Annotated in this window: 19 protein-coding genes; 14 read left to right on the top strand and 5 right to left on the bottom strand. The window is 40.4% G+C overall.

The annotated features are described in order from the left end of the window. Positions 1-253: 253 nt before the first annotated feature. From V7659_RS20650 to V7659_RS20630, 5 genes are all read left to right on the top strand, one after another. Positions 254-1579 (top strand): glycoside hydrolase family 68 protein, encoded by a 1326-nt coding sequence (locus tag V7659_RS20650; protein ID WP_335541896.1) that lies wholly within the window; start codon positions 254-256, stop codon positions 1577-1579. A 26-nt stretch (positions 1580-1605) separates the two neighbouring features. Beyond that, positions 1606-2946 (top strand): glycoside hydrolase family 68 protein, encoded by a 1341-nt coding sequence (locus V7659_RS20645; protein ID WP_335541894.1) that lies wholly within the window; start codon positions 1606-1608, stop codon positions 2944-2946. 165 nt (positions 2947-3111) lie between these two features. Next, the gene (locus V7659_RS20640; RefSeq protein ID WP_335541893.1) at positions 3112-4458 is read left to right on the top strand and encodes a glycoside hydrolase family 68 protein; all 1347 of its coding nucleotides are present in this window, start codon (positions 3112-3114) and stop codon (positions 4456-4458) included. A 128-nt stretch (positions 4459-4586) separates the two neighbouring features. Beyond that, positions 4587-5987, top strand: coding sequence for a sucrose-specific PTS transporter subunit IIBC (locus V7659_RS20635; protein ID WP_335541891.1), 1401 nt, complete (start codon positions 4587-4589; stop codon positions 5985-5987). Between the two features lie 52 nt (positions 5988-6039). Further along, the gene (locus V7659_RS20630; RefSeq protein WP_335541889.1) at positions 6040-6900 is read left to right on the top strand and encodes a PRD domain-containing protein; all 861 of its coding nucleotides are present in this window, start codon (positions 6040-6042) and stop codon (positions 6898-6900) included. 78 nt (positions 6901-6978) lie between these two features. Here V7659_RS20630 and V7659_RS20625 read toward each other — a convergent pair whose 3' ends face one another. Next, positions 6979-11403 carry a pullulanase X25 domain-containing protein gene (locus V7659_RS20625; RefSeq protein ID WP_335541887.1) on the bottom strand — a complete coding sequence of 1475 codons (4425 nt, stop codon included), beginning with the start codon at positions 11401-11403 and terminating at the stop codon, positions 6979-6981. 377 nt (positions 11404-11780) lie between these two features. On the opposite strand from V7659_RS20625, the gene V7659_RS20620 reads away from it, so the two are divergent. Further along, positions 11781-12848, top strand: coding sequence for a LacI family DNA-binding transcriptional regulator (locus V7659_RS20620; RefSeq protein WP_335541885.1), 1068 nt, complete (start codon positions 11781-11783; stop codon positions 12846-12848). Positions 12849-12912: 64 nt separating this feature from the next. Here V7659_RS20620 and V7659_RS20615 read toward each other — a convergent pair whose 3' ends face one another. Further along, positions 12913-13689, bottom strand: a complete 777-nt coding sequence (locus tag V7659_RS20615) for an AraC family transcriptional regulator (protein WP_283877583.1) — start codon at positions 13687-13689, stop codon at positions 12913-12915. 135 nt (positions 13690-13824) lie between these two features. Between V7659_RS20615 and V7659_RS20610 the strand changes: the two genes are divergently transcribed. The 7 genes from V7659_RS20610 (at position 13825) to V7659_RS20580 (ending at position 21467) form a co-directional block, all read left to right on the top strand. Further along, on the top strand, positions 13825-14904 hold the full coding sequence (locus V7659_RS20610) for a Gfo/Idh/MocA family protein (protein WP_335541883.1): 1080 nt from the start codon (positions 13825-13827) through the stop codon (positions 14902-14904). Between the two features lie 159 nt (positions 14905-15063). Next, a complete protein-coding gene (locus V7659_RS20605; RefSeq protein ID WP_335541881.1) occupies positions 15064-15792 on the top strand; it encodes a ThuA domain-containing protein in 729 nt (242 codons plus the stop codon). Next, a complete protein-coding gene (locus V7659_RS20600) occupies positions 15792-16829 on the top strand; it encodes a Gfo/Idh/MocA family protein (protein WP_335541879.1) in 1038 nt (345 codons plus the stop codon). Before V7659_RS20605 ends, V7659_RS20600 begins: the two co-directional genes overlap by 1 nt. A gap of 111 nt (positions 16830-16940) precedes the next feature. Further along, positions 16941-17909: a sugar phosphate isomerase/epimerase family protein gene (locus V7659_RS20595; protein ID WP_335541878.1), complete on the top strand. Its 969-nt coding sequence runs from the start codon at positions 16941-16943 to the stop codon at positions 17907-17909. Continuing rightward, entirely contained in the window at positions 17909-18679 is a 771-nt protein-coding gene (locus V7659_RS20590; protein ID WP_335541876.1) for a sugar phosphate isomerase/epimerase family protein, read from the top strand. The genes V7659_RS20595 and V7659_RS20590 overlap by 1 nt, the downstream gene beginning before the upstream one ends. Before the next feature lie 28 nt (positions 18680-18707). After that, positions 18708-20378, top strand: a complete 1671-nt coding sequence (locus V7659_RS20585) for a glycoside hydrolase family 13 protein (RefSeq protein ID WP_335541874.1) — start codon at positions 18708-18710, stop codon at positions 20376-20378. A 261-nt stretch (positions 20379-20639) separates the two neighbouring features. Beyond that, positions 20640-21467, top strand: a complete 828-nt coding sequence (locus tag V7659_RS20580) for a glycerophosphodiester phosphodiesterase (RefSeq protein ID WP_335541872.1) — start codon at positions 20640-20642, stop codon at positions 21465-21467. A gap of 142 nt (positions 21468-21609) precedes the next feature. Here V7659_RS20580 and V7659_RS20575 read toward each other — a convergent pair whose 3' ends face one another. From V7659_RS20575 to V7659_RS20565, 3 genes are all read right to left on the bottom strand, one after another. Further along, entirely contained in the window at positions 21610-21999 is a 390-nt protein-coding gene (locus tag V7659_RS20575; RefSeq protein ID WP_335541871.1) for a hypothetical protein, read from the bottom strand. Between the two features lie 124 nt (positions 22000-22123). Further along, entirely contained in the window at positions 22124-23002 is an 879-nt protein-coding gene (gene liaG / locus V7659_RS20570) for a LiaG family protein (protein ID WP_420491752.1), read from the bottom strand. A gap of 145 nt (positions 23003-23147) precedes the next feature. Then, entirely contained in the window at positions 23148-24110 is a 963-nt protein-coding gene (locus tag V7659_RS20565; RefSeq protein ID WP_420491751.1) for a DMT family transporter, read from the bottom strand. Positions 24111-24341: 231 nt separating this feature from the next. Here V7659_RS20565 and V7659_RS20560 point away from each other — a divergent pair. Next, the coding region (locus V7659_RS20560) for a bile acid:sodium symporter family protein (RefSeq protein ID WP_335541865.1) at positions 24342-25289 on the top strand (948 nt) is incomplete at its 3' end.

Raw genomic sequence — 25289 nt, 5'->3', positions numbered from 1 at the left:
ATCCTATTGTAGGAAATTGTCGAACAGAATATAATGTTCCCTGTAAACAAAATTATGCGGGATTGTGACTGGTAAAGCAGGCAAGACCTAAAGTGTATGAAGGGCGAAGTGTACCTTTTTGGTAGACGTACCCTTATACATTTTAGGTCTTTTTTTGTCCTTCGAAAAAGGATTTTAACTAGTTTGAATAGACGAAAAATTCTTAACGGACACAATGTTCCCGCGAAAAATGGAGGATTTAGGGGAAATGGAAATGAAAAATCGTAACAAATCGAAATTGAAAAAGCTGGTTTTGACAGCCGTTGTTGCTGCCAATTGCCTGTCAGTATCAACTGCATTTGCAGCGGAAATTAGTACAGATTACACATCCATCTGGTCACGTCAGCAAGCAGAAAAAGTAATGCCAACAGACAAAACAACAGCACCGAAAATTGATCTTAATTTTGATCTTGTAGCACCTGATCAATGGGTATGGGATACATGGCCATTACAAAATAGAGATGGTTCAATGGCGATTGTCAATGGCTACCGAGTGGCTTTTGCATTGGTAGCACCGCGCTCTTTAGGATGGGGTGAGCGCCATACAGAAGCAAGAATTGGCATGTTCTACTCCAAAAATGGCAAAGATTGGACGTACGCAGGAATCCCTTATGACTATAATAAAGCCCTGGGTCATATGCAATGGGCCGGTACAGCAATGCTGGATGACAATGGAAAAGTGCATTTATTCTATACGGCAACCGGTGAAAAAACAAATTGGGATAACAATGGATGGGATAAAAGAGCCGTACAGCGTATTGCCAAAACAACCTTTGATATTCAAACGGATAAAGACGGAGTTCATCTGACGAATGAAGGGAAACACCAAGTCATTCTTGAGGCAGATGGAAAATATTATGAGACACTTGCACAAGCGAATAGTCCGATTATTACGGCATTCCGTGATCCATTCTTCTTCCAGGATCCGAATACAGGCAAAGACTATATTATCTTCGAAGGACAAGCTGGAAGCGATAGAGACTTTATCAAACCGGAAAATATCGGTGATGAAGAATACCGCAAAACCCATTCCGTTCCTGGCGGAGCCGAATTGTATAACGGTAATATCGGGATTGCCGAAGTACTTGATAAGGACGTAACCAAATTGAAGCTTCTTCCTCCATTGCTTGAGTCGGTTGGAACCAATCACCAGATGGAACGTCCGCACATGGTAGTAAACGGAGATGATTATTATCTATTTACCATCAGCCATACCTTTACTTATGCTCCTGGCTTGACTGGTCCTGATGGTGTTTATGGTTTTGTTGGCAAAGGGCTGTTCGGCGGCTATAAACCAATGAACGAAAGTGGTCTTGTTATTGCGAATCCGAAGGAAAACCCTTATCAAGCATATTCTTGGATGGTTCTTCCAGACCAGCAGGTAATCAGCTTTATTAACGAGCCGAAGGATGAGAACGGCAATGTGAAATTTGGCGGTACATTCGCCCCAACTCTAAAAGTGAAGCTGAATGGAGAAACATCTGAAGTTGTAAAAGAAGGTAAAGCGGGCGAAATTAAACCATTTGGGGCAAATCGATAATGATAACTCGAAAAGGAGAAAGAAGGATGACCGTTATGAATAAGAAAGCTGTTTCTGCGATCGTTTTAGCGGCAAGTGTTGTTGTCTCAACTTTTTCAGGACTTTCTGTAAAAGCGGAAGAAACAGGGCTAACGACAAATTGGACACGGGAACAGGTGTCAAAAATTGAACTTAATCAAGATAATACCTTACCTTATACAAATATAAGTAAGCTAGAGAAATTATCACCTGATTACCATATTTGGGACACATGGCCCCTGTTGGATCGTGATGGAAATATCGCTTCCGTAAAAGGCTGGAAAGTGATGTTTGCCTTATCTGCTCCAAATGATGTGCTTCCTGGAAAAGTACATGACATTGCAACAATCCGCTATTTTTACTCGAAAAATGGTAAGGATTGGACTCTTGGCGGGACACTTTTCCCAGAAGGAGCTTCATTAGGTTCCCGTGAATGGGCTGGATCTGCCATGGTCGATAATGGGAAAATTCATGCCTTCTATACGGCAACTGGCCATAGAGGGGAAGAGCGATTGACATTTGAGCAGCGTATTGCTGAGGCATCCGGTGATATTATTGCTGATAGTAATGGAGTTCATTTTGAAAATTGGGGCAAACACAAGATCATTTTAGAGCCGGACGGTAAGTATTATCAGACGAAGGAACAAGCTCAGCAAGGCGAAGGCGGCGGCTATGCTTTCCGTGATCCGATGTGGTTTAAAGACCCAAAAACGGATAAGGAATATATTTTATTTGAAGGAAATTCAGGCGGTACCGTAGGGGAGCGCACATTTAAACAAGAATATGCCGGAAGTTCCGAGTATACAAGCAATAACCCGGTACCTGCGGGAGCTGTTCATGCCAATGCGAACATTGGTATCGCAGAGGTAGTGGATGGTGATCCTTCCAATCTAAAAATGCTGCCTCCTCTTTTGGAAGCAAATTATGTCAACGAAGAATTGGAACGCCCGCATATTGTAGTAAAAGATAAAAAATATTATCTATTTACTGACAGCCATATCAATAAATATGCTGAAGGGCTGCAAGGACCTGAAGGGATGTATGGATTTGTTTCCGATACCTTGATTGGTGGTTATCAGCCGCTGAATAAGAGTGGTTTGGTTTTAGCGAATCCTCCAGGAAACCCATACCAAGCGTATTCATGGCTTGTCCTTCCTAATTTGAATGTCGTCGGGTTTGCTCATTTTGGCGATTTAGGCGACATGTCAATTGGTGATGTTGGAAATCAATCACCAGAATTCCAATTTAGCCATTTTGGAGGCACGTTGGCTCCTACGATACAGCTATCAATCAAAGGTGATGCAACAAAAATCGCAAAAGAGTTATCACCTGGCTGGATAAAACAATAAGGAAATGATTTGAACGGTTCCCGCGCTCCAATCGCTCACTAAGAGACCGTATAAGCGCTTGTGGAACCGGTTCCTGAACTCTTATCGGTCTCTTAAAATTTATGGTTAATCAACAAAGTTTTTAACAAAGCCAAAAGTAAGAAGGCATTTGGGGGAACACTTTTCATGAAATGGAACAAAGTTAAAAAAAGCAAATCTATCATAGCAGCTATTATCGGACTTTTTATTATCTTCATACCCATTGTTGGTTCAACCGTTTCTGCCCAAGAAAATGCAGATACATTCAACTGGACCAGAGAAAATGTTAGCAATCTAACAATCAATGATAAAAATACAGCCCCGACATTTAATAAAGATGAGCTTGTTAAACTTTCATCAGACTATTATATTTGGGATGCATGGCCATTGCAGGATTTGAACGGTCATCCCGCTGTAGTAAATGGTTTTAAAATTATTTTCGCCCTATCGGTACAGAAGGATGTCCTTCCTGGAAAACGCCATGATCTAGCTCAAATTCAATATTTCTATTCAAATGACGGAAAGAGCTGGGAGTCTGGCGGCCCCGTTTTTAAAGCAGGAGAAGCATTGGGGTCCAGGCAATGGGCTGGCAGTTCCATCGTTAATAAAGATGGGAAATTGCAAATCTTTTACACAGCAACGGGGCAAAAAAATGAAGCCGGGCTAAGCTATGATCAGCGGCTGGCAACTGCAACGGCTGATGTTCGTACAACAAACACAGGTGTGTCCTTTAAGAATTGGTCCAAACATCAAATAATTCTTGAGGCCGATGGGAAATACTATCAAACAAAGGAACAAACAGGGAATGAAGAATCTTCCTATGCATTCCGCGATCCGTATTTTTTCCAGGATCCAAAAACTGGGGAGCAATATTTGTTATTTGAAGCAAACACTGCAGGAAAGCTTGCAGACCGTCCATATAATAATGAATTTATTGGTTCGGAGGAATTCCGTCAGAACCATGTAACCCCTGAAAGTTCAAAAGCTTTTAATGGCAGCATTGGTATTGCCAAAGCAACCAATAAAGATTTATCCAAATTTGAATTGCTGCCGCCTCTATTAGAAGCAAATTATGTCAATGACGAACTGGAGCGGCCTAGTGTCATCGTCAAAGGAAACAGCTACTATCTTTTTGCAAAAACACATACGGAGAAATTTGCATCCGGTCTTGACGCACCGGAAGGATTATATGGATTTACTTCAGACTCTCTTTTTGGAGGCTATCAACCGTTAAATGATAGTGGGCTTGTCATTGCAAATCCTACGGATAATCCGTATCAAGCGTATTCTTGGATGGTAATGCCAAATGGCACTGTCACAAGTTTTGTGAATTATGTTAATGTGGACGGTAAAGATATGGATGAGGTTGGCGAGCAATCATCGGAGTATCAAATGGAGCATTTCGGTGGAATGCTGGCACCGTCTTTAAAAATATCGATCACACGTGATGAAACCAAGGTTCTTCATGAAAAGCAGCAAGGGGTTTTTAAATAAGACACAGTTGTGGCGTTCAGTTTTCTACTGAACGCCACTGTGCATTATGAAAATATTTGTCATTATTTACCTGAAAATCAATCTACTGCATGATGTGAAACATTCAATTCATAAATTCAAGGTGGAAGATGAACATTCAAGACGAACGGAAAGAAGCAAAAGATTTTGCGCAAGAATTATTACCGCTATTAGGCGGGAAAGAAAATATTATGAATATGACCCATTGCACGACTCGTTTGCGTTTTGAACTTTTAGATGAAAGCAAGGTTAATAAAGTTGGAATCGATAAACTGAACGGTATACATGGAACCTTTTCCCGAATGGGACTTTTCCAAATTATTTTAGGCCCCGGGATTGTCAATAAAGTATACAGGGCCATACTTGAAACAAAACTGACTCCTGTTTCTGGCATCTCTCCTGCAGAACCGCCAAAGGTGAGAATGAATCCTTTTATTCGATTTGCCAGGACTTTGTCCAATATTTTTGTTCCGATTATTCCAGCTATTGTTGCAAGTGGTTTACTAATGGGACTGATCGGAATGATCAAGGTGTTTCAGTGGGCACCGCCTGAAAGCTCATTAATGAGAATGCTCGATATCTTTTCAAGTGCCGCCTTTATTATTTTGCCGATATTGATTGGTTTTAGTGCTGCCAAGGAATTTGGCGGCAATCCCATCCTGGGTGCAGTGATAGGCGGGATTTTAACTCACCCTTCGCTATTAAATCCTGCCAAGCTTGGATATAAAGTACCGGAATATATCGAGATTCTAGGAGTTGATATTCCTTTAATAGGGTATCAGGGAACAGTAATACCGATCTTGCTTTCTGTCTTTTTTATGAGTAAGCTCGAAATGCGCTTAAGGAAAATGGTTCCAAGTTCATTGGATTTATTTTTAATCCCATTTCTAGTCATTATATCGATTGGTTTTATTTCACTTTTAATTATAGGTCCTATCTCATTATTCATTGGTGACATGATGACAAATATGTTTGAGCTTATTTATAAATCTGGAGGGGTTTTCGCCGGGTTTTTATTTGGCGGATTATATTCTCTCATTGTGGTAACGGGTCTGCATCATACTTTACATGCAGTTGAAATGGAATTGCTAGCAAATCCAAAGATAGGTGTTAACTTTTTATTGCCAATTTGGTCAATGGCCAACATGGCCCAAGGAGCAGCGGGGTTAGCCGTATTTTTTAAAACAAAGAATGAGAGACTGAAAAAAATTGCCATCCCTTCATCTTTTTCAGCATTTTTAGGCATTATTGAACCGGTTATGTTTGGGATGAATATAAGATTGTTCAGACCATTTATAGGTGCAGCTATAGGCGGTGCTTTTGGAGGAGTGTATGTGGTTCTTACTCATGTAGTAGCAAACTCCTATGGCCTAACAGGAATTCCAATGATCGCTATTGTAGCTCCATTAGGGTTTTCCAATTTAATGCATTACCTGATTGGACTTGGAATCTCTGTCATAACCGCATTCATAGCTACTTTGATTCTTTGGGTGAAGGAAGAAACCGAGTAAGTAGTCAAGATTTCACAGCCAATGCAAGAGCAAAAGAGGGAAGGTGAAAGAGATGAGAATTAACAAAATCTTAAATAATAGTGCGGTTGTAGTGAAAGACATGGACGGAGAAAAGATCGTAATGGGAGAAGGAATAGGATTCCAGAAAAGAAAGAATGATCTGGTCAACCAAGCTAAAATTGATAAAGTTTTTGTTATGAAGGATGCAAATGAGCATGAAAAATTTCAAGAAATACTGCAACTTTTACCAGAAGAACATATACAAATAGCGGAAGAGATTATCTCTTATGCAGAAAAGGAATTGGGCGTCACAATAAACGAGCATATCCATGTCGCTTTTTCGGATCACTTATCCTTTGCCATTGAACGATTAACAAATGACATTGCCATTAAAAATGCCCTGCTTGATCAAATTAAAATTCTTTATATTAAGGAGTTTCAAATCGGACTTTGGGCAAAGAAGTTAATAGAAGAAAAACTGGGAGTAGAAATTCCCGAAGATGAAGTAGGCAATATTGCGATGCATATCCATACAGCCAAGATGAATACAGGAGATATGCAAGAAACGATTGACATTACTACGACTATTCAAGAAATTACGAGAATCATTGAAAGTTGTTTAAATATCAATATTGTGGAAGATACGATGTCCTATGAACGTTTAATTACCCATTTAAGATTTTCGCTCAAAAGTCTATTATCAGATAGGACGAACCATGACTATGATGAAAAAATGGCTTCGATGATCAAGGAAAATTTTAAAGAAGCATTTGCCTGCGCACAAGAGGTTGGCCAATTTTTGGAGGGGAAATACCGGATAAAATATCCTGATGCAGAGTTAATGTATATTTCCATGCATATTCAAAGATTCTATAATCGAGCTTTATGCGGAAACAACAGATGTGAAAGCTGATGTTAATACCAAGTCGCTTTTCTTAACTTTCGGCAAAAAAGGTCTGCCATGATCCCGGCAGACCTTTTCGATGACCACTTACTTGGTCTCGCTTATCGTTTTTGTTAGGACATCGATGACATAGTTCTTTGTATTCTTACTAATAGAACCGCCGTCCTCTTTAAAGATGGTGGACTTTGTGGAGTCAGTTGGTTCGATATGAACAGGTACTTGTGTCTGTCCTGCTTGAAGGGTAAAGGATTGAGTGAAATTCATATCATTTCCGACTGTCACTTTTTCCCCATTGATGGTGAAGTCAGAACCCTTAATCGCATTCCCATTGACGGTCATAGTCGTACCATTCACATCAATTTGACTGACTGCCAGCGGCATATCAATCCAGCGCAAAATCGTATCCTGTACCACCATTTTGTTGTTGCCTTGGTTCGTGACCACAATTTTCATATCGGTTCCTGGGGCACCATAGCCGTAGTTACTGATATCGTCATCCGAATGATCAGATGGCGTATGATCTGCCAAACCTTCATGATCCCAGCTATTGTCCCTTGTATATTTATACGTAAGCTCTGTTCCTTCCTCAAGCTCCACTGTGTATTCCCAATCAGGCGTCACAGCGCCATTCCGGCTCATAGACCAAGCACTAGTATTCCACCCATTTAAGCTGCCTGGTATATTGACTTGAGCTGACAATGGAGTGTAATCCGGTGCATGCACCTTAAAGGTTACTTGTACCATAACAATTTCCGGTGTTACACTTACTATGTTTGAATCCACATAGTTTCCAGCCTGATCATAAGCACGAACTTGGTATTTATAAGTGGTACCATTTGCTACTTGATAATCACGGAAGGAAGTGGTATTGCCTTCTAATGTTGAAAGAATTTGGCCGTCACGGTAAATGACCGTTTTAAATGGCTGATCCGGCTGCGTGAGTTTCCAGTTCAAGTTGACCTGACCGGATTCCTTGATCGGAGTGTCCAAAATAACATCATTAGCAGGCGGGGTAGTATCAGACGTGCTGTGTGAAAAGGTCACTTCACCAGTAGCTGAGTAAACCCATGTATTCCCTAAATCGGGCGTAAAGGCCATTCGGTATTCATATTTGCCCGCCTCATACGCTGTAAAGCCTCCCTGAAACTCATTTGCCTGGTCTCCCTGAGCCTGGCCATTATACAAGGCTTGGTAAGATGTCCAAGCGGTTTGGCCTTTCATTCTTACTTGGAGATTGGCCGTGATTCCTTCTGCTGCACCAGTTTCTGTCGCACCTGGCAGGTAAAAAGCTGCTTTAACATTGGAGGTCTGTGCCAGATTCAGTTCCCCGTTGTCTAAAGTAGTCAGGTCCTTAATACTAGCCTTTGCAGCATCGTAATGAGGCACAAGGCCGGATGAGGCAGCAGGTACAGATTCATTACCACTTTCATTCAAGGCCGTCACAGTAAAATAGTAGGTACGACCATTATTTAAATCGGAAATGTTCACAGATGTACCTGTAGTTTCCTTCACTTTTGTCCATAATCCACCTGAAACTGTAGATTGATAGATATTGTATTTTGTACCTGTTCCTGTCCAGCTTAAAGTAACCTCCTTAGAACCAGCTGTGCCGGTAACATCTTTAACAGGCTGTGGTTGTTTAACATCATTAACCGTTATTAACATTCTTCCGGACTCTGCTGGAACTGTTAATGACAGCTTGCCATCCTTCGTTGTAGTCACATATTTAGGGTCCAATTGGTCCACAAAACGAAGACCATTCGCGAGCAGCACTTTTGTATCGATATCAACCGTTTGTGTGGTTTTCCCTCTGTTAATAATGACAAGGCCAGATTTTGCTTCTTTTGTCCGGACATAGGCTAACACATCACCCTTTGCGTATAAATGGTGCAGATCGCCATGAGCGAATAGGTCAGCATTTTCATTGCGGATTTGACCAATCTTTTGATAGTGTGCAATGAGGTCTTTGTTTTCGTTCCCCCACGGATATGTGCGTCGGTCATCTGGGTCTTTGGATCCTGTTTGACCCGCTTCATCTCCGTAATAAATGGTTGGTGCTCCAGGGTAACCCATTTGCAAGATAGAAGCCAGCTTCAATCGCTTCACACCTTCATCGTATTTGTAGTTCGGATCTTGTTCCGCTCTGAAATACGTATCCGTTCCATTGCCTAACAGGAAGATTGCCCGAGCTGTATCATGGGATCCCATCAGGTTCATGAGGGCATAAAAAGCTTCCTTTGGATAGTCCTCCTGTATAGCGAGAAGTGTGTTTTGTGCATTAGCAGCATTACCGTTCTTTAAGTAATCCAAAATGGCTCCACGGAAACGATAGTTCATGACTGAGTCATATTGATCCCCTAAGAAGTACTTGGATGCATCATCCCAAATTTCACCTAGAATAAGTGGCTCTTCATCTTTTTGAAGTGTTTTTCCGGCTCCTATCATAGTCTTGGACTTCATTTGCTTGCGGAATTCCTGCCAGAAGGAACTGTCCACTTCATTAGCTACATCCAGGCGCCAGCCAGATGAACCTTGATTAATCCAAGTTTTTCCTACTGAGTCCTTGTCATAAAAAATATAATTTGCCAATGCTGTGTTGTTAAGTTCACTTGGATGGTTAACCTTTGTACCATTAACGGATTCGAATACAGGAAGACTGTCGTATCCCCACCAGCCTTCATACTTATAATGCTCACCCGTCGAAACACCGTTGACTTTTTCATTTGGAACTTTAACATTTTCAATATGGAACCAGTTTTCAAATCCGTATGGGCTAAAGTTTTGTCCTTCAGCCATGAGTTGCTGTTTGGCCTTATCCTTAGCTGCAGTTTCAGACAATTTTTCGTCATTCATTAAATCGTAAATACGAGACCAGTATTCATAGGCACCCACTGATTTATATTTGTGGTAGCGGTCAAAATAGATGGAATCATCAGCCACATGATTAAATACCCCGTCCAAAATCAGATGCATGTTCCGTTTAGACAATTCCTTGGCGAAATCCTCGAATTCTTTTTCCGAGCCAAACATCGGATCCACCTGTTTATAGTCTGTTGCATCATATTTATGGTTGGACGGTGCAAGTGCAATTGGGTTTAAATATAGGGTATTGACGCCAAGTGATTGAAGGTAATCAAGCTTCGCCTTAATACCAGCAATGTCGCCGCCAAAGAAGTCGTTTGTAAATTCTCCGTCCCCTGTGTAGGAGCCAGTGCCTTGTTCATATGGATTATCAGGCAAGGATGACCAGGAGTCGGGATGTTCTATTGGCTGGCTGCCTCGGGCTCCAATCTGATCCTTTACATGGTCATTTGCTTTGTTGCCGTTATAAAAACGATCAGGATAGATTTGATAAACAACAGCTTCCTTCATCCAATCCGGTGTTTGATAGCCCGGGTCGAAAACGGTCAATTGGAAGAGACCTGCATTTTTATCCTCCGCTTTACCGGTATGCCCATCCTGTGTGTCTTCTCCGTATTCCACCGTTGTATCCTGATCCCCGGCAATGAATTTATAGCCGTGAACTCCTTTGTCAGACGGTGTAAAGGTGGCTTCCCAGAACTCAATGGCACCTTTGTCCTTTGTGTCTGTCCAGCCTGCATTTTTCATTGAAAGCACCTTTGTTGTTCCTGTATTATAGTTTTTCACATACAGGCTGGCTCTTGTTAGGTCACCCTTTTTAGCCGATACCCGTAATGTGACGGGTTTCCCTGCAGGAATTGCCCCAAACGGCGTCCGGTATACTTGGTCCCATGAATCATGATAAAGAGCATTCTTATCTATCATGCCATCAGATCCAATAGGTTTATAATCTGAATAAACTTCTTTTGTTTGGTTGTTATAGAAAAATGTGATTGTCGTATCAGAGAGTACATTCAGCTTCTCATTTGAAGCAGGGTAGGATTCCGTCCAGTCTTTGCCCAATACAATCTTGTATTCGTAGCTGCCTCTAGGTACCTTTGCAGTAAAGGAATAGATATTGTCAAAATGGGTGTCCTCCATTAACGCTGTTGAGTCTGCCGGACTCCAGGCAGACCCTGCCTTAATGGCAGGTTGAATGCTTCCAACTAAACGAGGCATCTTGTCTTCTGCCAAAAGTGTATAATGGGTACTATCAGCAATGGCATGGGTATTGTCATTGTAGTAGAAGGTGACTTCTTTTTGTTCGGTCAGAGTTAGTTTAATGTTGTTTCCGCCAGGCGCGCCGCCGTCTCCGTAATTTTCATTCCAGCTTCCTCCAATGGCGATTTTGTACTCATATGCTCCTGCCGGAAGTGTGCCGGTAAAGCTATACAAACCATTTCCTCGGTAAGCCATTTGCGTTTTGGAAGAGGATGGATCCCAATCTCCTGAATTCCCTAAAACTGCCTGCAGACTGCCAACAAGTACAACCTGCTTTGGTTCTGTTTCTGCCGCTTTGGCTGTTTGACTTGTCACAAGTCCAGAAAATAATTGAAGAATTAGTCCAACTACTGTAACAAGTGACAGAAGTGATTTCTGCTTTCTCTTCATGAAAAATCTCCTTTCCCTTACTCTATTAATCTAGGAAACCGTTTGCATGAAATTGCACAAAAAATCGTATGTAAGATGCTTAGGAGACTGTCGTATTGTGCAAACGTTTGCGCAATCGTTTTCAAAATTAATTATATCTATTTCTCAGCGCAATTCAATAGAAAATCAGAAATAAAATCTAAATTTTCTGATATATCGTTATTGAAATCGAGTGGTCTTTTATTTTTTAGCTGTATAACTGATTATAAAGCCTTTATAATAAAGAGTGGATTGTGCAACCGTTTTCGTAAATGTTGGAATATGCAAAAATAATCGTTTCTATTATTTTAAAATTAGTAGTAAGAATCAATGAACTTCGAATGAGAGGGGAGAAGAAAATGGCTGTTACCATTAAGGATGTGGCAAAGCTTGCAGATGTAGCCCCATCAACTGTTTCAAGAGTAATTGCCAATAATTCGCGAATCAGTGAAGCGACGAAACGAAAAGTTAAAAAAGCAATGGAGCAGCTAGGGTATCATCCTAACCAAAATGCCAGAAGCCTTGCCATTCAATCTACCCAAACAATCGGGCTTGTCATGCCAAGCTCTGGTGATGTGGTGTTTCAGAATCCTTTTTTTTCAATGGTGTTACAGGGAATCAGTGAAAGTGCCCATAATAAAAAATATGCCATGCATATGACGACTGGAAAATCAGACGAGGAAATATTTGAAGCAGTCATCCACATGGTTCAGGGAAAACGAGTCGATGGGATGATTCTTCTTAATTCCAAGGTGGAGGATAAAGCCATTTCGTATTTAAGAGAAAGGGATTTTCCTTTTGTTGTTATTGGAAAACCTTCTAAAGATGCAGAAGAAATTACACATGTTGATAATGATAATGTTCGTGCAATGAGAGAGGCTACTGAATACTTAATTGACCATGGACATCGGAAAATTGCTTTTATTGGCGGAAGTCTAGAGCTAATGGTTACAGTTGACCGTTTGAATGGGTATAAGCAGGCTTTAAAAAAGGCAAACATTCCTATAAAAAATGAATATATCCTTCATGAAGAATTCCTTCGGGAAGGCGGTCAAGAAGCGGTGAGTGAATTAATGGCGCTTAAACAACGCCCCACTTCGCTCGCGGTGGTTGACGACTTAATGGCACTAGGTGTACTGAGCACATTAGATGAGCTGGGAATCAGGGTTCCGGAAGAAATCTCTGTCGTTAGCTTTAATAATGTCCTTTTATCAGAAATGTCAAAACCACCCTTAACTTCCATTGATATTAATATTTTTGAACTAGGATATCAAGCATCCAGGAGTTTAATTCAAAAAATCGAAAATAGAACAGAACCGACAAAGCGCATTATCATTCCACATAAATTGGTTGAACGTCAATCATGCAGTCACCAAATTCCTATAACAATAGATGATCAAAATGCAGATGGTAACGAGAATCTATAAAAGATTCCCGCTATACCGTCTGCTTTTAATAACTGATTCAATTACTATTTACTGTTCTTGAATTCTAGTATTCCAGACGCCTATACGCCCCAGGGGCCATGCCATATTTCTTATGAAATACCCTGTGAAAATAAGGATAGCTGCCGAAGCCGCAATCTTCGGCAATTTGTTCAAGTGTCATGGATGTGTATTTCATTCGCTCGACTGCAGCGGATAAACGGATTTCTAAGGCATATTCGATCATCGTTTTCCCGACACTGCTTTTAAAAAGATGAACGGAACGCGAAACGCTAAGACCAGCATGGCGTGCCACATCCTCCACTTTAAATGCTGTTAGGGCATGCTCTTCAATGTACCTCATCATCCGTGTGACGGTATACGGGTGGTTGAACGTAGGAACCGTTTCGTTGACACCTCGTTCCAGATATAAACAGAGTGCTCGCAGCAAATAACCGGTGAGTTCTTCGTTTTGGCTCGAGGATGGACGGCGTTTTTCGTTTATGATTTGACGCCATAAGGAGAGCAGTTTTTCATCAAGATCGATTCGGGAGACAGGCGGCTTAGCGGAACGGCTCCACCACTCGTCCACCCAAGCTCCTTCACAGACTATGTGATAGTCCCCGCTGTTTTGTCCCGCTTTAACCAGCAGTTCATAATGATCCCCTGGTTTAATGAGGAGAAGGTCTCCTTTCTCGTGTTCCATTTTTCTTCCCTTCACCACTACTTCACAGACACCTTCTGATTGCAGGCGAAAAAGATACGAAGGGTATCCGGATTTATGTTGGGCATGATATCCATTTGTGTGAAAGGAATAGCCGCAGAATAATATATTTGTCATCATATGCCCACCTTCAGAAAAAATAAAATAGCAAAATAGTCGATGTTTTAATTATATCATCTATGTTTATTTGTAGAGACAAAGTTTAAGATGGAATCAAATAAGTAATGAGTAATCTATTCTAGAAGGAGAAAGAAAATGACAAATAAAACCTATAATTTAGTTATTGTTGGCTATGGCGGTATGGGCAGCTATCACGCGAAATTACTCAAAGAAAATCAAGCGATAAACGTGTATGGAACTTTTGATATTTTGGAAGAAAGAAGTGCTGCATCCGAGGCGGATGGGTATAAAGCGTATGAAAGTTACGCTGCAGTTTTAGCTGATAAGGAAGTGGACCTCGTTCTGATTGCAACGCCAAACGATGTCCATAAAGAATTAGCTATTGCGGCTCTAAATGCAAACAAGCATGTCATTTGTGAAAAGCCCGTCACAATTTATAGTAAAGATTTCGAAGAAATTATCGAAGTTGCTGAAGAGACTAAGCGCAAATTTGTGGTCCATCAAAATCGCCGGTGGGATAAAGATTTCTTGACGATCAAAAAAATCTACGATGAAAATATCATCGGTGACATCTTTCATGTAGAATCACGTGTCCAAGGAGCTAATGGAATTCCGGGAGATTGGCGCCATCTGAAAGCACCCGGCGGGGGAATGCTGTTAGACTGGGGTGTTCATTTACTGGATCAGCTACTCTTTATGGTAGATAGTAAGATTGCAAGTGTGTACGCCAATTTAAGTTTTGTTCTAGGGGATGAAGTGGATGATGGCTTTCAAACAATCATCACCTTTGAAAATGGCACTACAGCTTTAATTGAAGTCGGGACAACTAATTTTATCCAATTACCAAGATGGTATGTTAAAGGGACTGCTGGAACATCAGTAATAGAGAATTGGAGCATAGAAGGGAAGATAGTGACCCAAAACTTCGGTATAGCTATTGAGGCCCCAAAACCAATTCAGGCAGGGCAAGGGTTAACGAAAACTATGGCTCCGCCGTCAGAATCGGCTGTCAGTACCTCCGATTTACCAGAAGTGGAATCAACGATGGAAAGCTTTTACGATAATGTTATTTCCGTTATTGAAGGAAAAGCGGAACCTATTGTTAAAAATACGGAAGTGCTGCGTGTCTCAAAATTAATTGAAACCATATTCAAAGCAGCAGAAACCAATGAAGTCATAAAGGATTTTGATTTTTACAAAGCTGATCTTATGTAGAGACTTATGGAATGGTTTCATTTACCACTAAGGGGGAAAAACGCTGACCCTAGATGGAGTTCAATATTTTCCACCCTATCTGTCAATGTAAGCCGTTTCATTAATTCTATCTATCTCTAAAATTAACTATAAAGTAACCAATCAAAGGAGTCGTTCATCATGTTGAAAGTAACAGTATGGAATGAAAATCGTCATGAACAAAAAAATCCAGTGGTCAGGGATATTTATCCTACAGGTATCCATGGTACTATCGCCCAATTCCTTCAATCTGCAGGCATCGAAACAGGAACGGCTACTCTTGACGAACCGGAGCATGGCTTAACCGATGAGATATTAGCTAATACTGATGTCTTAGTGTGGTGGGGACATCTAGCACATGGAGAAGTGAATGATGAGGTTGTTCAAAAAGTTCAACAGCGTGTTCTCGATGGAATGGGACTGATTGTTCTTCACTCTGGTCATTTTTCAAAAATATTTAAAACATTAATGGGTACCAGCTGTGATTTAAAGTGGCGGGAAGCGGATGAAAAAGAACGCCTTTGGGTTGTGAGCCCAAGCCATCCGATAACAGAAGGAATCTCTGAATATATTGAATTAGAAAAAGAAGAAATGTACGGGGAACATTTTGATATTCCCCAGCCGGATGAGCTAATTTTTACGAGCTGGTTTGAAGGCGGAGAAGTTTTCCGCAGCGGAATCACCTACAAACGTGGAAATGGAAAGGTATTTTATTTTAGACCGGGACATGAAACTTATCCGACTTACCATAACGAACAGATCCAACGCGTGATTATTAATGCTGTAAAATGGGCAGCGCCAGTTAAAAGGGAGCGTCCTGTTTATGGAAATGCGAAACCATTAGAAAAAATCCAAGGGGGACAAAAATAGTGGAAAAGTTAAGAGTTGGAGTTATCGGATGCGGCAGTATTGCTCAGCATCGCCATATACCTGAATATTTAGCCAATCAAAATGTGGAGCTAGTTGCAGTTTGTGATATCAATGGAGACCGGGTGAAAGAAGTAGCAGAGCAATATGATGTCGCTGTCTATACAAACTATGAAGAATTATTAAGCAGCGGAACGGTCGATGCCGTTAGCGTGTGTACACCTAACTACCTTCATGCCCCAATCTCGATTGCTGCTTTAAATGCAGGGCTTCATGTTCTTTGTGAAAAACCAATGGCCACTTCAAAACAGGAAGCAGAAGCGATGATTGCTGCAGCCGAAGAAAGCGGAAAAAAATTAATGATTGCGCATAATCAGCGCTTCGTACCATCACACCAAAGAGCACGTCAGTTGATTGCAAGCGGTGAAATCGGCAAAATTTATAGTTTTCGCACAGCATTCGGACACGGCGGTCCTGAGGGATGGAGTGTAGATGGGAAAGACAGCTGGTTTTTTGATAAGGATAAAGCCTTCGTTGGCGCAATGGGGGACTTAGGAGTCCATAAGACCGACTTATTAAGGTATGTACTAGGCGAAGAAATTACCGAAGTTGGCTCTTTTGTTGAAACAAGTGCCAAAACTTTTGCGGATGTCGATGACAATGCGGTTTGTGTATTAAAGACTGAGAGCGGAATTATCGGAACACTTGCCGCAAGCTGGGCTTATGTCAGCAAAGAAGATAACTCGACGATTATTTATGGTGAAAAAGCGATTCTTCGTTTAGAGGACGATCCAAACAATTCACTTGTTGTTCAGTATGCCAACGGAGATGTAGTTAACTATAAGCTTGGAAAAATTCAGTCAAATGATGCGGGTGGACAACGGACCACGCATGTGATCAATCACTTTGTGGATGCTGTTATTCAGAACCAAGAGACGCCTGTCCCTGGTGAGGAAGGTAAGAAATCATTAGAGGTGATCTTGGCAGCACTACAATCCAATGAAACGAAACAAATTGTTAAGGTTAGTGAGCTACGATAATTTTACATTAAATTTTAGAGGTGGTGGACCGTACATGGCCGCCATCTCTCTATTAATATCTACAAGGGTCTGTTGTATAAAAAAGAACAATTCTTGAGAGGGGAATTCATTATGAAACTAGGAGTTTTTACCGTATTATTTGCTGAAAAATCATTCGAGGAAATGCTTGATACAGTCAAAGAAGCTGGACTGAATGCAGTTGAAATCGGAACGGGATGCTATCCTGGAAACAATCACTGTGATTTAGACACGTTATTAGAAAGTGAAGAGGCCCGGAAACAGTATATCCAAAAAGTAGAGGAACGCGGACTGATCATCAGCGCGTTCAGCTGTCACGGAAACCCGATTTCACCTGAAACAGAATTTGCTAAAAACTCGCACGAAACACTCATAAAAACAATTAAACTTGCTTCATTGCTGGAAGTCCAGGTTGTTAACTGCTTTTCTGGTACAGCAGGCGACCATGAGGGAGCTAAATACCCAAACTGGCCGGTTACGCCTTGGCCGAATGAATATGGCGATGTGTTAAAGTGGCAATGGGAAGAAAAACTGATTCCTTATTGGAAGGAAGTTGGCCAATTTGCCAAGGACCACAACGTAAAAATAGGGCTTGAACTTCACGGAGGATTTTTAGTTCACACCCCATATACACTCTTAAAGCTTCGTGAGGAAACCTGTGATGCCATTGGCGCTAATTTAGACCCAAGCCACTTATGGTGGCAGGGAATTGACCCGGTGGCGGCGATTAAAATTTTGGCAAAGGAAAATGCGATTCATCATTTTCATGCCAAAGACACATACATTGATCAGGAAAATGTGAATATGTATGGATTAACGGATATGCAGCCTTATGGGGAAGTCAAAACGAGGGCATGGTCGTTCCGTTCAGTTGGCTGTGGGCATAGCCTAAAAGAATGGTCTGATATGATGAGTGCACTCCGTACCTATGGTTATGATTATGTGGTCAGCATTGAACATGAGGATCCAATTATGTCAATTAACGAAGGTTTCAATCGGGCAGTAACCAATTTGAAATCAGTCTTAATCGAGGAATCGGTTTCCCAAATGTGGTGGGTGTAATGCAGAAAAACATACCAGTTGCCGTTCAAATGTACACTTTACGTGAAGAAAGCGAAAAGGATTTTGTGGGCACACTGAAAAAAGTGGCAGAGCTGGGGTTTGATGGTGTGGAATTCGCTGGTTATGGTGGATTGTCAGCGCAGGAAGTTAAAACCTTATTAGATGATCTTGGTCTTCGGGCCGCGGCCAGCCATGTCCCGCTTGAGCAGTTGGAAAACAATTTGTCTAAAGTTATTGAAGAAATGGAAATATTAAATAGTAAATATGTGGTTTGCCCATACTTAATGCCAGATCGCCGCAGCGAACAGGATTATCAAGCGCTGATTTCAATATTAAATCAAGTGGGTGAAACATGCCAGCGTGAAGGGATTACCCTTTGTTACCATAATCATGATTTTGAACTTGCCCGCTTGTCTGATGGAAGAATGGCACTGGAAGCTATTTTTGATGATACAAACAAAGACCGTGTAAAAGCTGAATTTGATATCTATTGGTTGACAAAAGCAGGTGAAAAACCGATGGAATGGATCAATCGGTATAAAAATAGAACACCGCTCATTCACTTAAAAGACATGACAACCGATGCGGAACAATTTTTCGCGGAGCTTGGAACCGGTGGTGTTGATCTTGACGCAGTATTAACTACAGGTGAAGATGCCGGTGTTGAATGGTGGGTGGTCGAGCAGGATATGAGCCGTCGTACGCCGTTTGAAAGCATTGAAATCAGCATCAATCACTTGAAATCGAAGCTGCCCAATCTTTATGAATAGATTTACTTGAAAGAACTGAGGTGTACTAGTGAATAAAAAATGGTGGAAAGAAAGTGTCGCTTATCAAGTTTATCCTCGTAGTTTTATGGATAGCAATGGGGACGGAATTGGTGATTTAAAAGGTGTTACGGCCAAATTAGATTACCTAAAAGAGTTAGGAATCGATGTAATTTGGCTTTCACCCATGTATAAATCACCAAATGACGACAATGGTTATGATATTTCCGATTACCAAGATATTATGGATGAATTCGGGACAATGGCCGATTTTGACGAGCTGCTTGAAGGCGTTCATCAGCGTGGGATGAAATTAATCCTTGATTTGGTCATCAATCATACGAGCGACGAACATCCATGGTTTATCGAATCTCGTTCTTCTAAAGACAACCCGAAAAGAGATTGGTACATTTGGAGAGATGGCAAAGATGGAAAGGCACCGAACAATTGGGAGTCGATTTTCAGTGGGCCTGCTTGGAGATATGATAAAGAAACCGAACAGTATTTCATGCACATCTTCTCCGCACGTCAGCCTGATTTGAATTGGGAAAACCCTGAGGTCAGGGATGCTTTATACGATATGGTGAACTGGTGGCTGGAAAAGGGGATTGACGGCTTCCGTGTAGATGCCATCTCACATATTAAAAAAGAACCAGGATTCCCTGATATGCCAAACCCAGACCATTTAGATTACGTGCCTTGTTTTCCTAAAATGATGAATGTGGAAGGAATTGATGAGTTCCTGACAGAATTTTCTCAAAGAACCATAAAAAACTATGATATTATGACCGTTGGGGAAGCGAACGGTGTTGGACTAGATGAGGCAGATCAATGGGTAGGCGAAGAAAACGGCTATTTTAATATGATATTTCAATTCGAATTTTTAGATCTGTGGGATAAGGATGCAGAAGGATCGATTGATGTACGTAAGTTGAAAAAGATTTTAACCAAATGGCAGACAGGTTTGGAAGGCAGAGGCTGGAATGCCTTATTTATTGAAAACCATGATCAGCCGCGACGGGTTTCTAACTGGGGAAATGACAAGGAGTATTGGAAAGAGAGTGCCAAAATGCTAGGAGCACTATATTTTCTAATGAAGGGTACCCCGTTTATTTACCAAGGCCAGGAAATCGGGATGACGAATGTCCAATTCCCTTCCATTGATGATTACAACGATGTTGGCATGATTAACTACTATCATGTTGAAACGGCAAAAGGACGTTCCCATGAAGAAATTATGAAAGTTATTTGGGAAAAGGGACGGGATAATGCGCGGACACCAATGCAATGGGATGCAACCAATAAAGGTGGATTTACAACAGCGGGGCATTCTTGGCTTGGGGTCAATCCGAATTACACAGAGATTAACGTCGAGGCACAAGTAAATGACTCAGACTCGATCCTATCTTTTTATAAAAAATTAATTCGCTTGAGAAAAGAAAATCCAGTGTTTGTTTATGGCACCTACGATTTGTTAGCAGCAAATCATCCGAAGTTATTTGTATACACGCGCAAATTAGGAAATCAACAAGCGATTGTAATTAACAATTTCAGTGAAAAAACGACCAGGTACCGTATCCCGGGAAGTTTATCTTTTTCTACGTCTAAACTTGTTCTTCATAATTATGACGGTGTGGATAAGAAATTACGGAAAAATTTCACATTAAAACCTTATGAAACAAGAATATACCTATTGAAGTAATAGATTAGGGGGAAAAAGGTTACGGGCCTGCCCTGAAGGAATATCGTAGAGCGTATATTGGGCAGGACCGTTAAATCCGGTTTCTGCTTTTTTATTTAGCAAAAGGAAAAAGAATGGCTTTTTTGTAAATTATGGAATGAACAAGTACCTATACTTTTTTACATAATATTAATAATGTTTATATGTGAATACCATAGTGACTTAACATTTTTCTCATACAATTTTCTATGTAGTACACATATGAAAGGGAGATGAGGAAAAATGAGAAAAACAACTTTATTAGGGGCTGGTCTTGCTTTTACTTTATTATTTAGTCCGTTTCAGCAGGCTTTTGCTGCAGAAACAACTGGGGAGTTACGACAAATGGATACCGTTGCCCACCGCGGTGCATCAGGATATGCGCCTGAAAACACCATTGCTGCTTTTGATAAAGGGGTAGACATGAAAGCAGATTATATTGAAATTGATGTTCAAAGAAGCAAGGATGGGAAATTGGTCATCATTCATGATACAAAGGTTGATAGAACAACTGATGGTACAGGGTATGTTAAAGACTTAACATTTGACCAGATCAGGAGCCTTGATGCAGGCAGCTGGAAAGGGGAACAATTTAAAGGGGAAAAGATTCCTACTTTCGATGAAATTCTTGACCGATATCATGGGAAAATTGGTATTTTAATAGAATTAAAGTCCCCTGAGCTTTATCCTGGAATTGAAGAAATGGTTGCCCAAGAATTAAAAGAACGAAACTTGGATAAACCGCAAAATGAAAAAATCATTATTCAATCATTTAATTTTGAATCCATGAAAAAGGCAAATAGTCTGTTGCCTAAAGTACCGATTGGTGTCCTTACATCGAATAGAGCGGACACATCTGAACAATCGTTAAAGGAATTTGCTGCATACGCTGATTACTTTAACCCAAGCTACGGAATTGTAACGGAAGAATTAGTGAATCAAGTACACGCAAACGGTATGAAAATTCAATCCTGGACTGTGCGCAGCCATGAAGCGGCAGATTTTCTCTTGAAAATGAATGTAGATGGAATTATAACTGATTATCCTGATTTTGTGGATCCAAGGAACTAGAAAACTAATGCAAAAAGAGGGAACTTTTTGACTCTCCTTCCCATGATTAAAAGTGAGAGGGATAGATATCTTTTATCTAGTGATGAAAAAAGTAGTGGTATCCGCGTGTGATGGGGATACCACTTTTTTGATAAATATTTCTTTACTTCCCCCATTTCATCGACACTTTTAATGTGCAGCAGCTTTCAGGATTGTTTGGGTGCGGTGAGGCGTAGAGTTCGAATTGGACGCCAGATGGTGTAAATTGGGTTTCAACAGGTACTTTTAATCCAACGGAACTAATTAAATGATCAACTTCCGCTTTTTTACCCTGCTGGGCTGCACTCATCATTTTCCGAGCAAAGCCAACATCTCCTAAGCGATCTAACAAAATACTCCCTTGGTCCATTAATAGACGAAATGACTTGACTGAGCTCTCAAATATTTTTACATCTACGGGCGGATAACTCCTTGGATACGGTTGAAACAGAATTTGAGGCGGGTATGCAGACAATGGAGGATAGACTGGATATTGGTGTGGGTGGTAATACATGGTAACTCTCCTTCCATATTTAAAACGCAAGCCAGAATAAAATATGATATTTTTCGGATTAAGGTTCCTTTTAGGAATAAAATAAAAAAACGCATGGATTAGCACATCCACGCGCATTTGAAACTTAACGGATTCTAATATCTCCGCTGGACACATCCAGGTCTATTTTGTATTTACCAGAGCCATGGATGCCTTCGATGCTTCTTTTCTTGATATTTTTTGATGTCAATGGCAGTTCACAAATGATATCTCCACTAGCAACATCTCCGTCTAATGTGAAATCCGCATTGTTAGGAAGGTCAAGTTTTACATCTCCAGAACTAACCTCAATATCAATCGAATCTGTCAGTTGATCTACTTGAAAATCAATTTCCCCAGAGGAAACATTTGCTTGAATGGCACCAGTATATTCCTTCACATCCAGGCTGCCAGAACTTACATCAAACGATCCAGTTTTTGTTTGTAGTGATTTAATATCAACATTTCCCGACGCTACATTTTGTTCAAATTTGTTGATCATCATGTTTTTTAGGTCCATGTTACCTGAACCAATATCAACTTTTAGTTCGTCTAGTTTTAACGGGTTACTTTTGGATTGTCCTGAAAAAATAACATTCCCCGAACCTAAACTGATGCTCATTTTGCGGTGATAATCTTCTGGGATATAGATTTTTAATTTCTTCTTTTTTGAGAAAGGAGACCAGTCGAACCAACCAAATCCCTTATGTTTGACTGAAACCTCGATGGTGTCTCCGTGCTCTCTAACAGTAAGCTTATCTTTACCGTTGTAAATGGCTTTCACATCTTTTCGATCCTCTGGAATAATTGTGGCGCTGACACTGGAAATATCCACTTCAATGACATCAATATCCTCTGTCATTGCCGACTGTGTGGAATTATTATTTGTTTTACTAAACCAATCAAACGTAGAAACTTGATTATACAGAATATATAATCCAGTGATCACCAATAACAGAAAGATAATTCTTTTCACTTTTCCCATCCCCTTTTTCTTACATCTTCTAGTTAAGGATAAGAAATCCTCCCACTTTCCTCAATGAGCCAGAGAATTATTTATATCTAAGACTTGAGGCGTATTGGGTTTGAGTTTCTTGGGGATAAAAAAAGTGACCCAAGCCTGAGTCACACTAATGCAAGTCCTTTACTTTATTCAAATATAATCGATTCTTTTTTTGCTTGGATTGAGATAGGAATTCCTCAAATGCACCAGACCCAAATAAAACACCTACAAGTATGAAGATAAAACCAAATATTTGCGATGCAGTAATCTGCTCGTCGAGAAAAATAACTGCACCAATCAAGGCAAAGAACGGGTTGAAATTGATAAAAATAGCCGATTCAGCTACACCCACTTTACCGATGGAATTATTGTAAATCATATGACCAAGCGCCGTGGCAATAATGGCGGAAGCAAAAAATATCATCCAAACGCTGACAGAACCATGAGAAATTTCTTTCAGCCCATTTGGTTCTGTAAAACAGCTAATGATAAATAATATGGCAGACCCAATTACCAGCATATAACCTGTCATCAAGCGCGGATCCAACGTATCGGAACATTTTTTAATTATACTAAAACTAAATGCCTGCGCGAATATTGCCAAGAACACATAAATATCTCCACTAGAGACGGTACTTACCCCGCCACTTCCAAATATTACAATAAACGTAACACCCATAAAGCCCATCATGATTCCCAACAATCGAATCAGCGTGATCCTAGTTCCTAATAAGAAAAAGGCAATAATTGTCGTGAGCAAGGGACCAAGTCCTAAAATAAGTCCTCCATTTGTTGCAGAAGTTTTTAATAACCCAAGTGACAGAAAGAAATGGTGGCATACCACGTTAAAAAAGCATGCGAAAAAAATATAGCGAAACTCTTTTTTTGAGGGCAGCCTGACTTTCTTTAAAAAACCAAGGATGATAAATACACTGATGCCCGCTGTGAATACCCTTAGTGCTGTAATGGTCTCCGGCATGAAGGCCGTAACAATGATCTTCGTCGCAATGACATTCAGCCCCCATGTGGCCATTACAAATACTAATAGCATGTATATCTGATATTTTTGCGCTTTTGCCAACTGCTTCACTTCTTTCTCATTTCAATTACAATGTAAATAGATTGCAATTATTATACATCTTTAGTAGATATTTGACATGTATATTTTTTCGTATTTCGAAAGATTTATAGATTGCTTGATACAGGAAGGAAAGAAAGTATGGTATTCTTTATAAGTAAAAAGTGACGTCTTTAAAAGGATGGACTTACTGGTTGAAAGACATATGTAAGTTCGCTTTAAGACGATAGGGAGATTCTCAACATGCTGCAAAAGATAAATAAACAACTAGAAAGAATTATGCCATTAATCACTCCAGTTGGTGTATTGACTGGAGTAATATTCAGCATCTATCTAAAGGACTTATCTTTCTTAATTCCGTGGATTTTTGCATTTATGACCTTCGCAGGAAGTTTAAGCTCCAATTTCCATTCGTTAAAGGAGGTAATTGTTCATCCGTTTCCCATTTTTATCGCGATGTTAATCCTCCATATTCTTATGCCGATCTGGGCTTGGAGTGTTGGTCATGTCCTCTTTTCTGGTGATATATATACGATTACGGGACTTATTTTAGGAATGGTAATCCCGACAGGAGTCACAAGCTTCATGTGGGTGGCTATTTACAAGGGGAATATTCCTCTCGTCTTATCGATTATTTTAATCGATACCTTGCTTTCACCCATTATTGTTCCTTATTCGCTATCATTATTTATGGGCGAAACCATTGAGATGGACTTTGTCAGTATTATGAAGGGACTATTGGGAATGGTTGTTATTCCCTCGCTGATAGGTATGTATTTAAACCAAGTGACCAAGGGGAAAATTAAAGATCAATTGGGAACACGTCTTGCTCCCTTTTCAAAAATATGCCTGGGTTTTGTGGTCACGCTTAATGGGGCAGTAGTGGCACCATACTTAAAGAATATTAATCTTAAATTAGTTAGTATTACGTTGACAGTCTTTATGATCGCATTAACGGGCTACTTGTTTTCGTTTTTAATAGGGAAATTTTTTAAAGGTGGACGCGACAATGTTATTTCGCTGACTTTCACTGGGGGCATGAGAAATATCAGTGCAGGTGCAGTCATTGCGGTTTCCTACTTTCCAGCTGCAGTAGCGGTTCCAGTGGTTGTCGGTATGCTATTTCAGCAGGTCCTTGCTTCCTTAAATGGGCATTTTCTCAATAGGTATTATAATAGAAAAGTTGAAAAA

It is taken from the genome of Neobacillus drentensis (assembly GCF_036966985.1).
Lineage (GTDB): Bacteria > Bacillota > Bacilli > Bacillales > Cytobacillaceae > Neobacillus > Neobacillus drentensis_E.
This window is presented reverse-complemented; position numbering and strand designations above follow the sequence as displayed.

What these genes read in the sequence shown, in the direction of transcription:
- V7659_RS20650 (WP_335541896.1), top strand. Translation starts at nt 254, where the DNA reads ATGAAAAATCGTAACAAATCGAAATTGAAAAAGCTGGTTTTGACAGCC.
- V7659_RS20645 (WP_335541894.1), top strand. Translation starts at nt 1,606, where the DNA reads ATGACCGTTATGAATAAGAAAGCTGTTTCTGCGATCGTTTTAGCGGCA.
- V7659_RS20640 (WP_335541893.1), top strand. Translation starts at nt 3,112, where the DNA reads ATGAAATGGAACAAAGTTAAAAAAAGCAAATCTATCATAGCAGCTATT.
- V7659_RS20635 (WP_335541891.1), top strand. Translation starts at nt 4,587, where the DNA reads ATGAACATTCAAGACGAACGGAAAGAAGCAAAAGATTTTGCGCAAGAA.
- V7659_RS20630 (WP_335541889.1), top strand. Translation starts at nt 6,040, where the DNA reads ATGAGAATTAACAAAATCTTAAATAATAGTGCGGTTGTAGTGAAAGAC.
- V7659_RS20625 (WP_335541887.1), bottom strand. Translation starts at nt 11,403, where the DNA reads ATGAAGAGAAAGCAGAAATCACTTCTGTCACTTGTTACAGTAGTTGGA.
- V7659_RS20620 (WP_335541885.1), top strand. Translation starts at nt 11,781, where the DNA reads ATGGCTGTTACCATTAAGGATGTGGCAAAGCTTGCAGATGTAGCCCCA.
- V7659_RS20615 (WP_283877583.1), bottom strand. Translation starts at nt 13,689, where the DNA reads ATGATGACAAATATATTATTCTGCGGCTATTCCTTTCACACAAATGGA.
- V7659_RS20610 (WP_335541883.1), top strand. Translation starts at nt 13,825, where the DNA reads ATGACAAATAAAACCTATAATTTAGTTATTGTTGGCTATGGCGGTATG.
- V7659_RS20605 (WP_335541881.1), top strand. Translation starts at nt 15,064, where the DNA reads ATGTTGAAAGTAACAGTATGGAATGAAAATCGTCATGAACAAAAAAAT.
- V7659_RS20595 (WP_335541878.1), top strand. Translation starts at nt 16,941, where the DNA reads ATGAAACTAGGAGTTTTTACCGTATTATTTGCTGAAAAATCATTCGAG.
- V7659_RS20590 (WP_335541876.1), top strand. Translation starts at nt 17,909, where the DNA reads ATGCAGAAAAACATACCAGTTGCCGTTCAAATGTACACTTTACGTGAA.
- V7659_RS20580 (WP_335541872.1), top strand. Translation starts at nt 20,640, where the DNA reads ATGAGAAAAACAACTTTATTAGGGGCTGGTCTTGCTTTTACTTTATTA.
- V7659_RS20575 (WP_335541871.1), bottom strand. Translation starts at nt 21,999, where the DNA reads ATGTATTACCACCCACACCAATATCCAGTCTATCCTCCATTGTCTGCA.
- liaG (WP_420491752.1), bottom strand. Translation starts at nt 23,002, where the DNA reads ATGGGAAAAGTGAAAAGAATTATCTTTCTGTTATTGGTGATCACTGGA.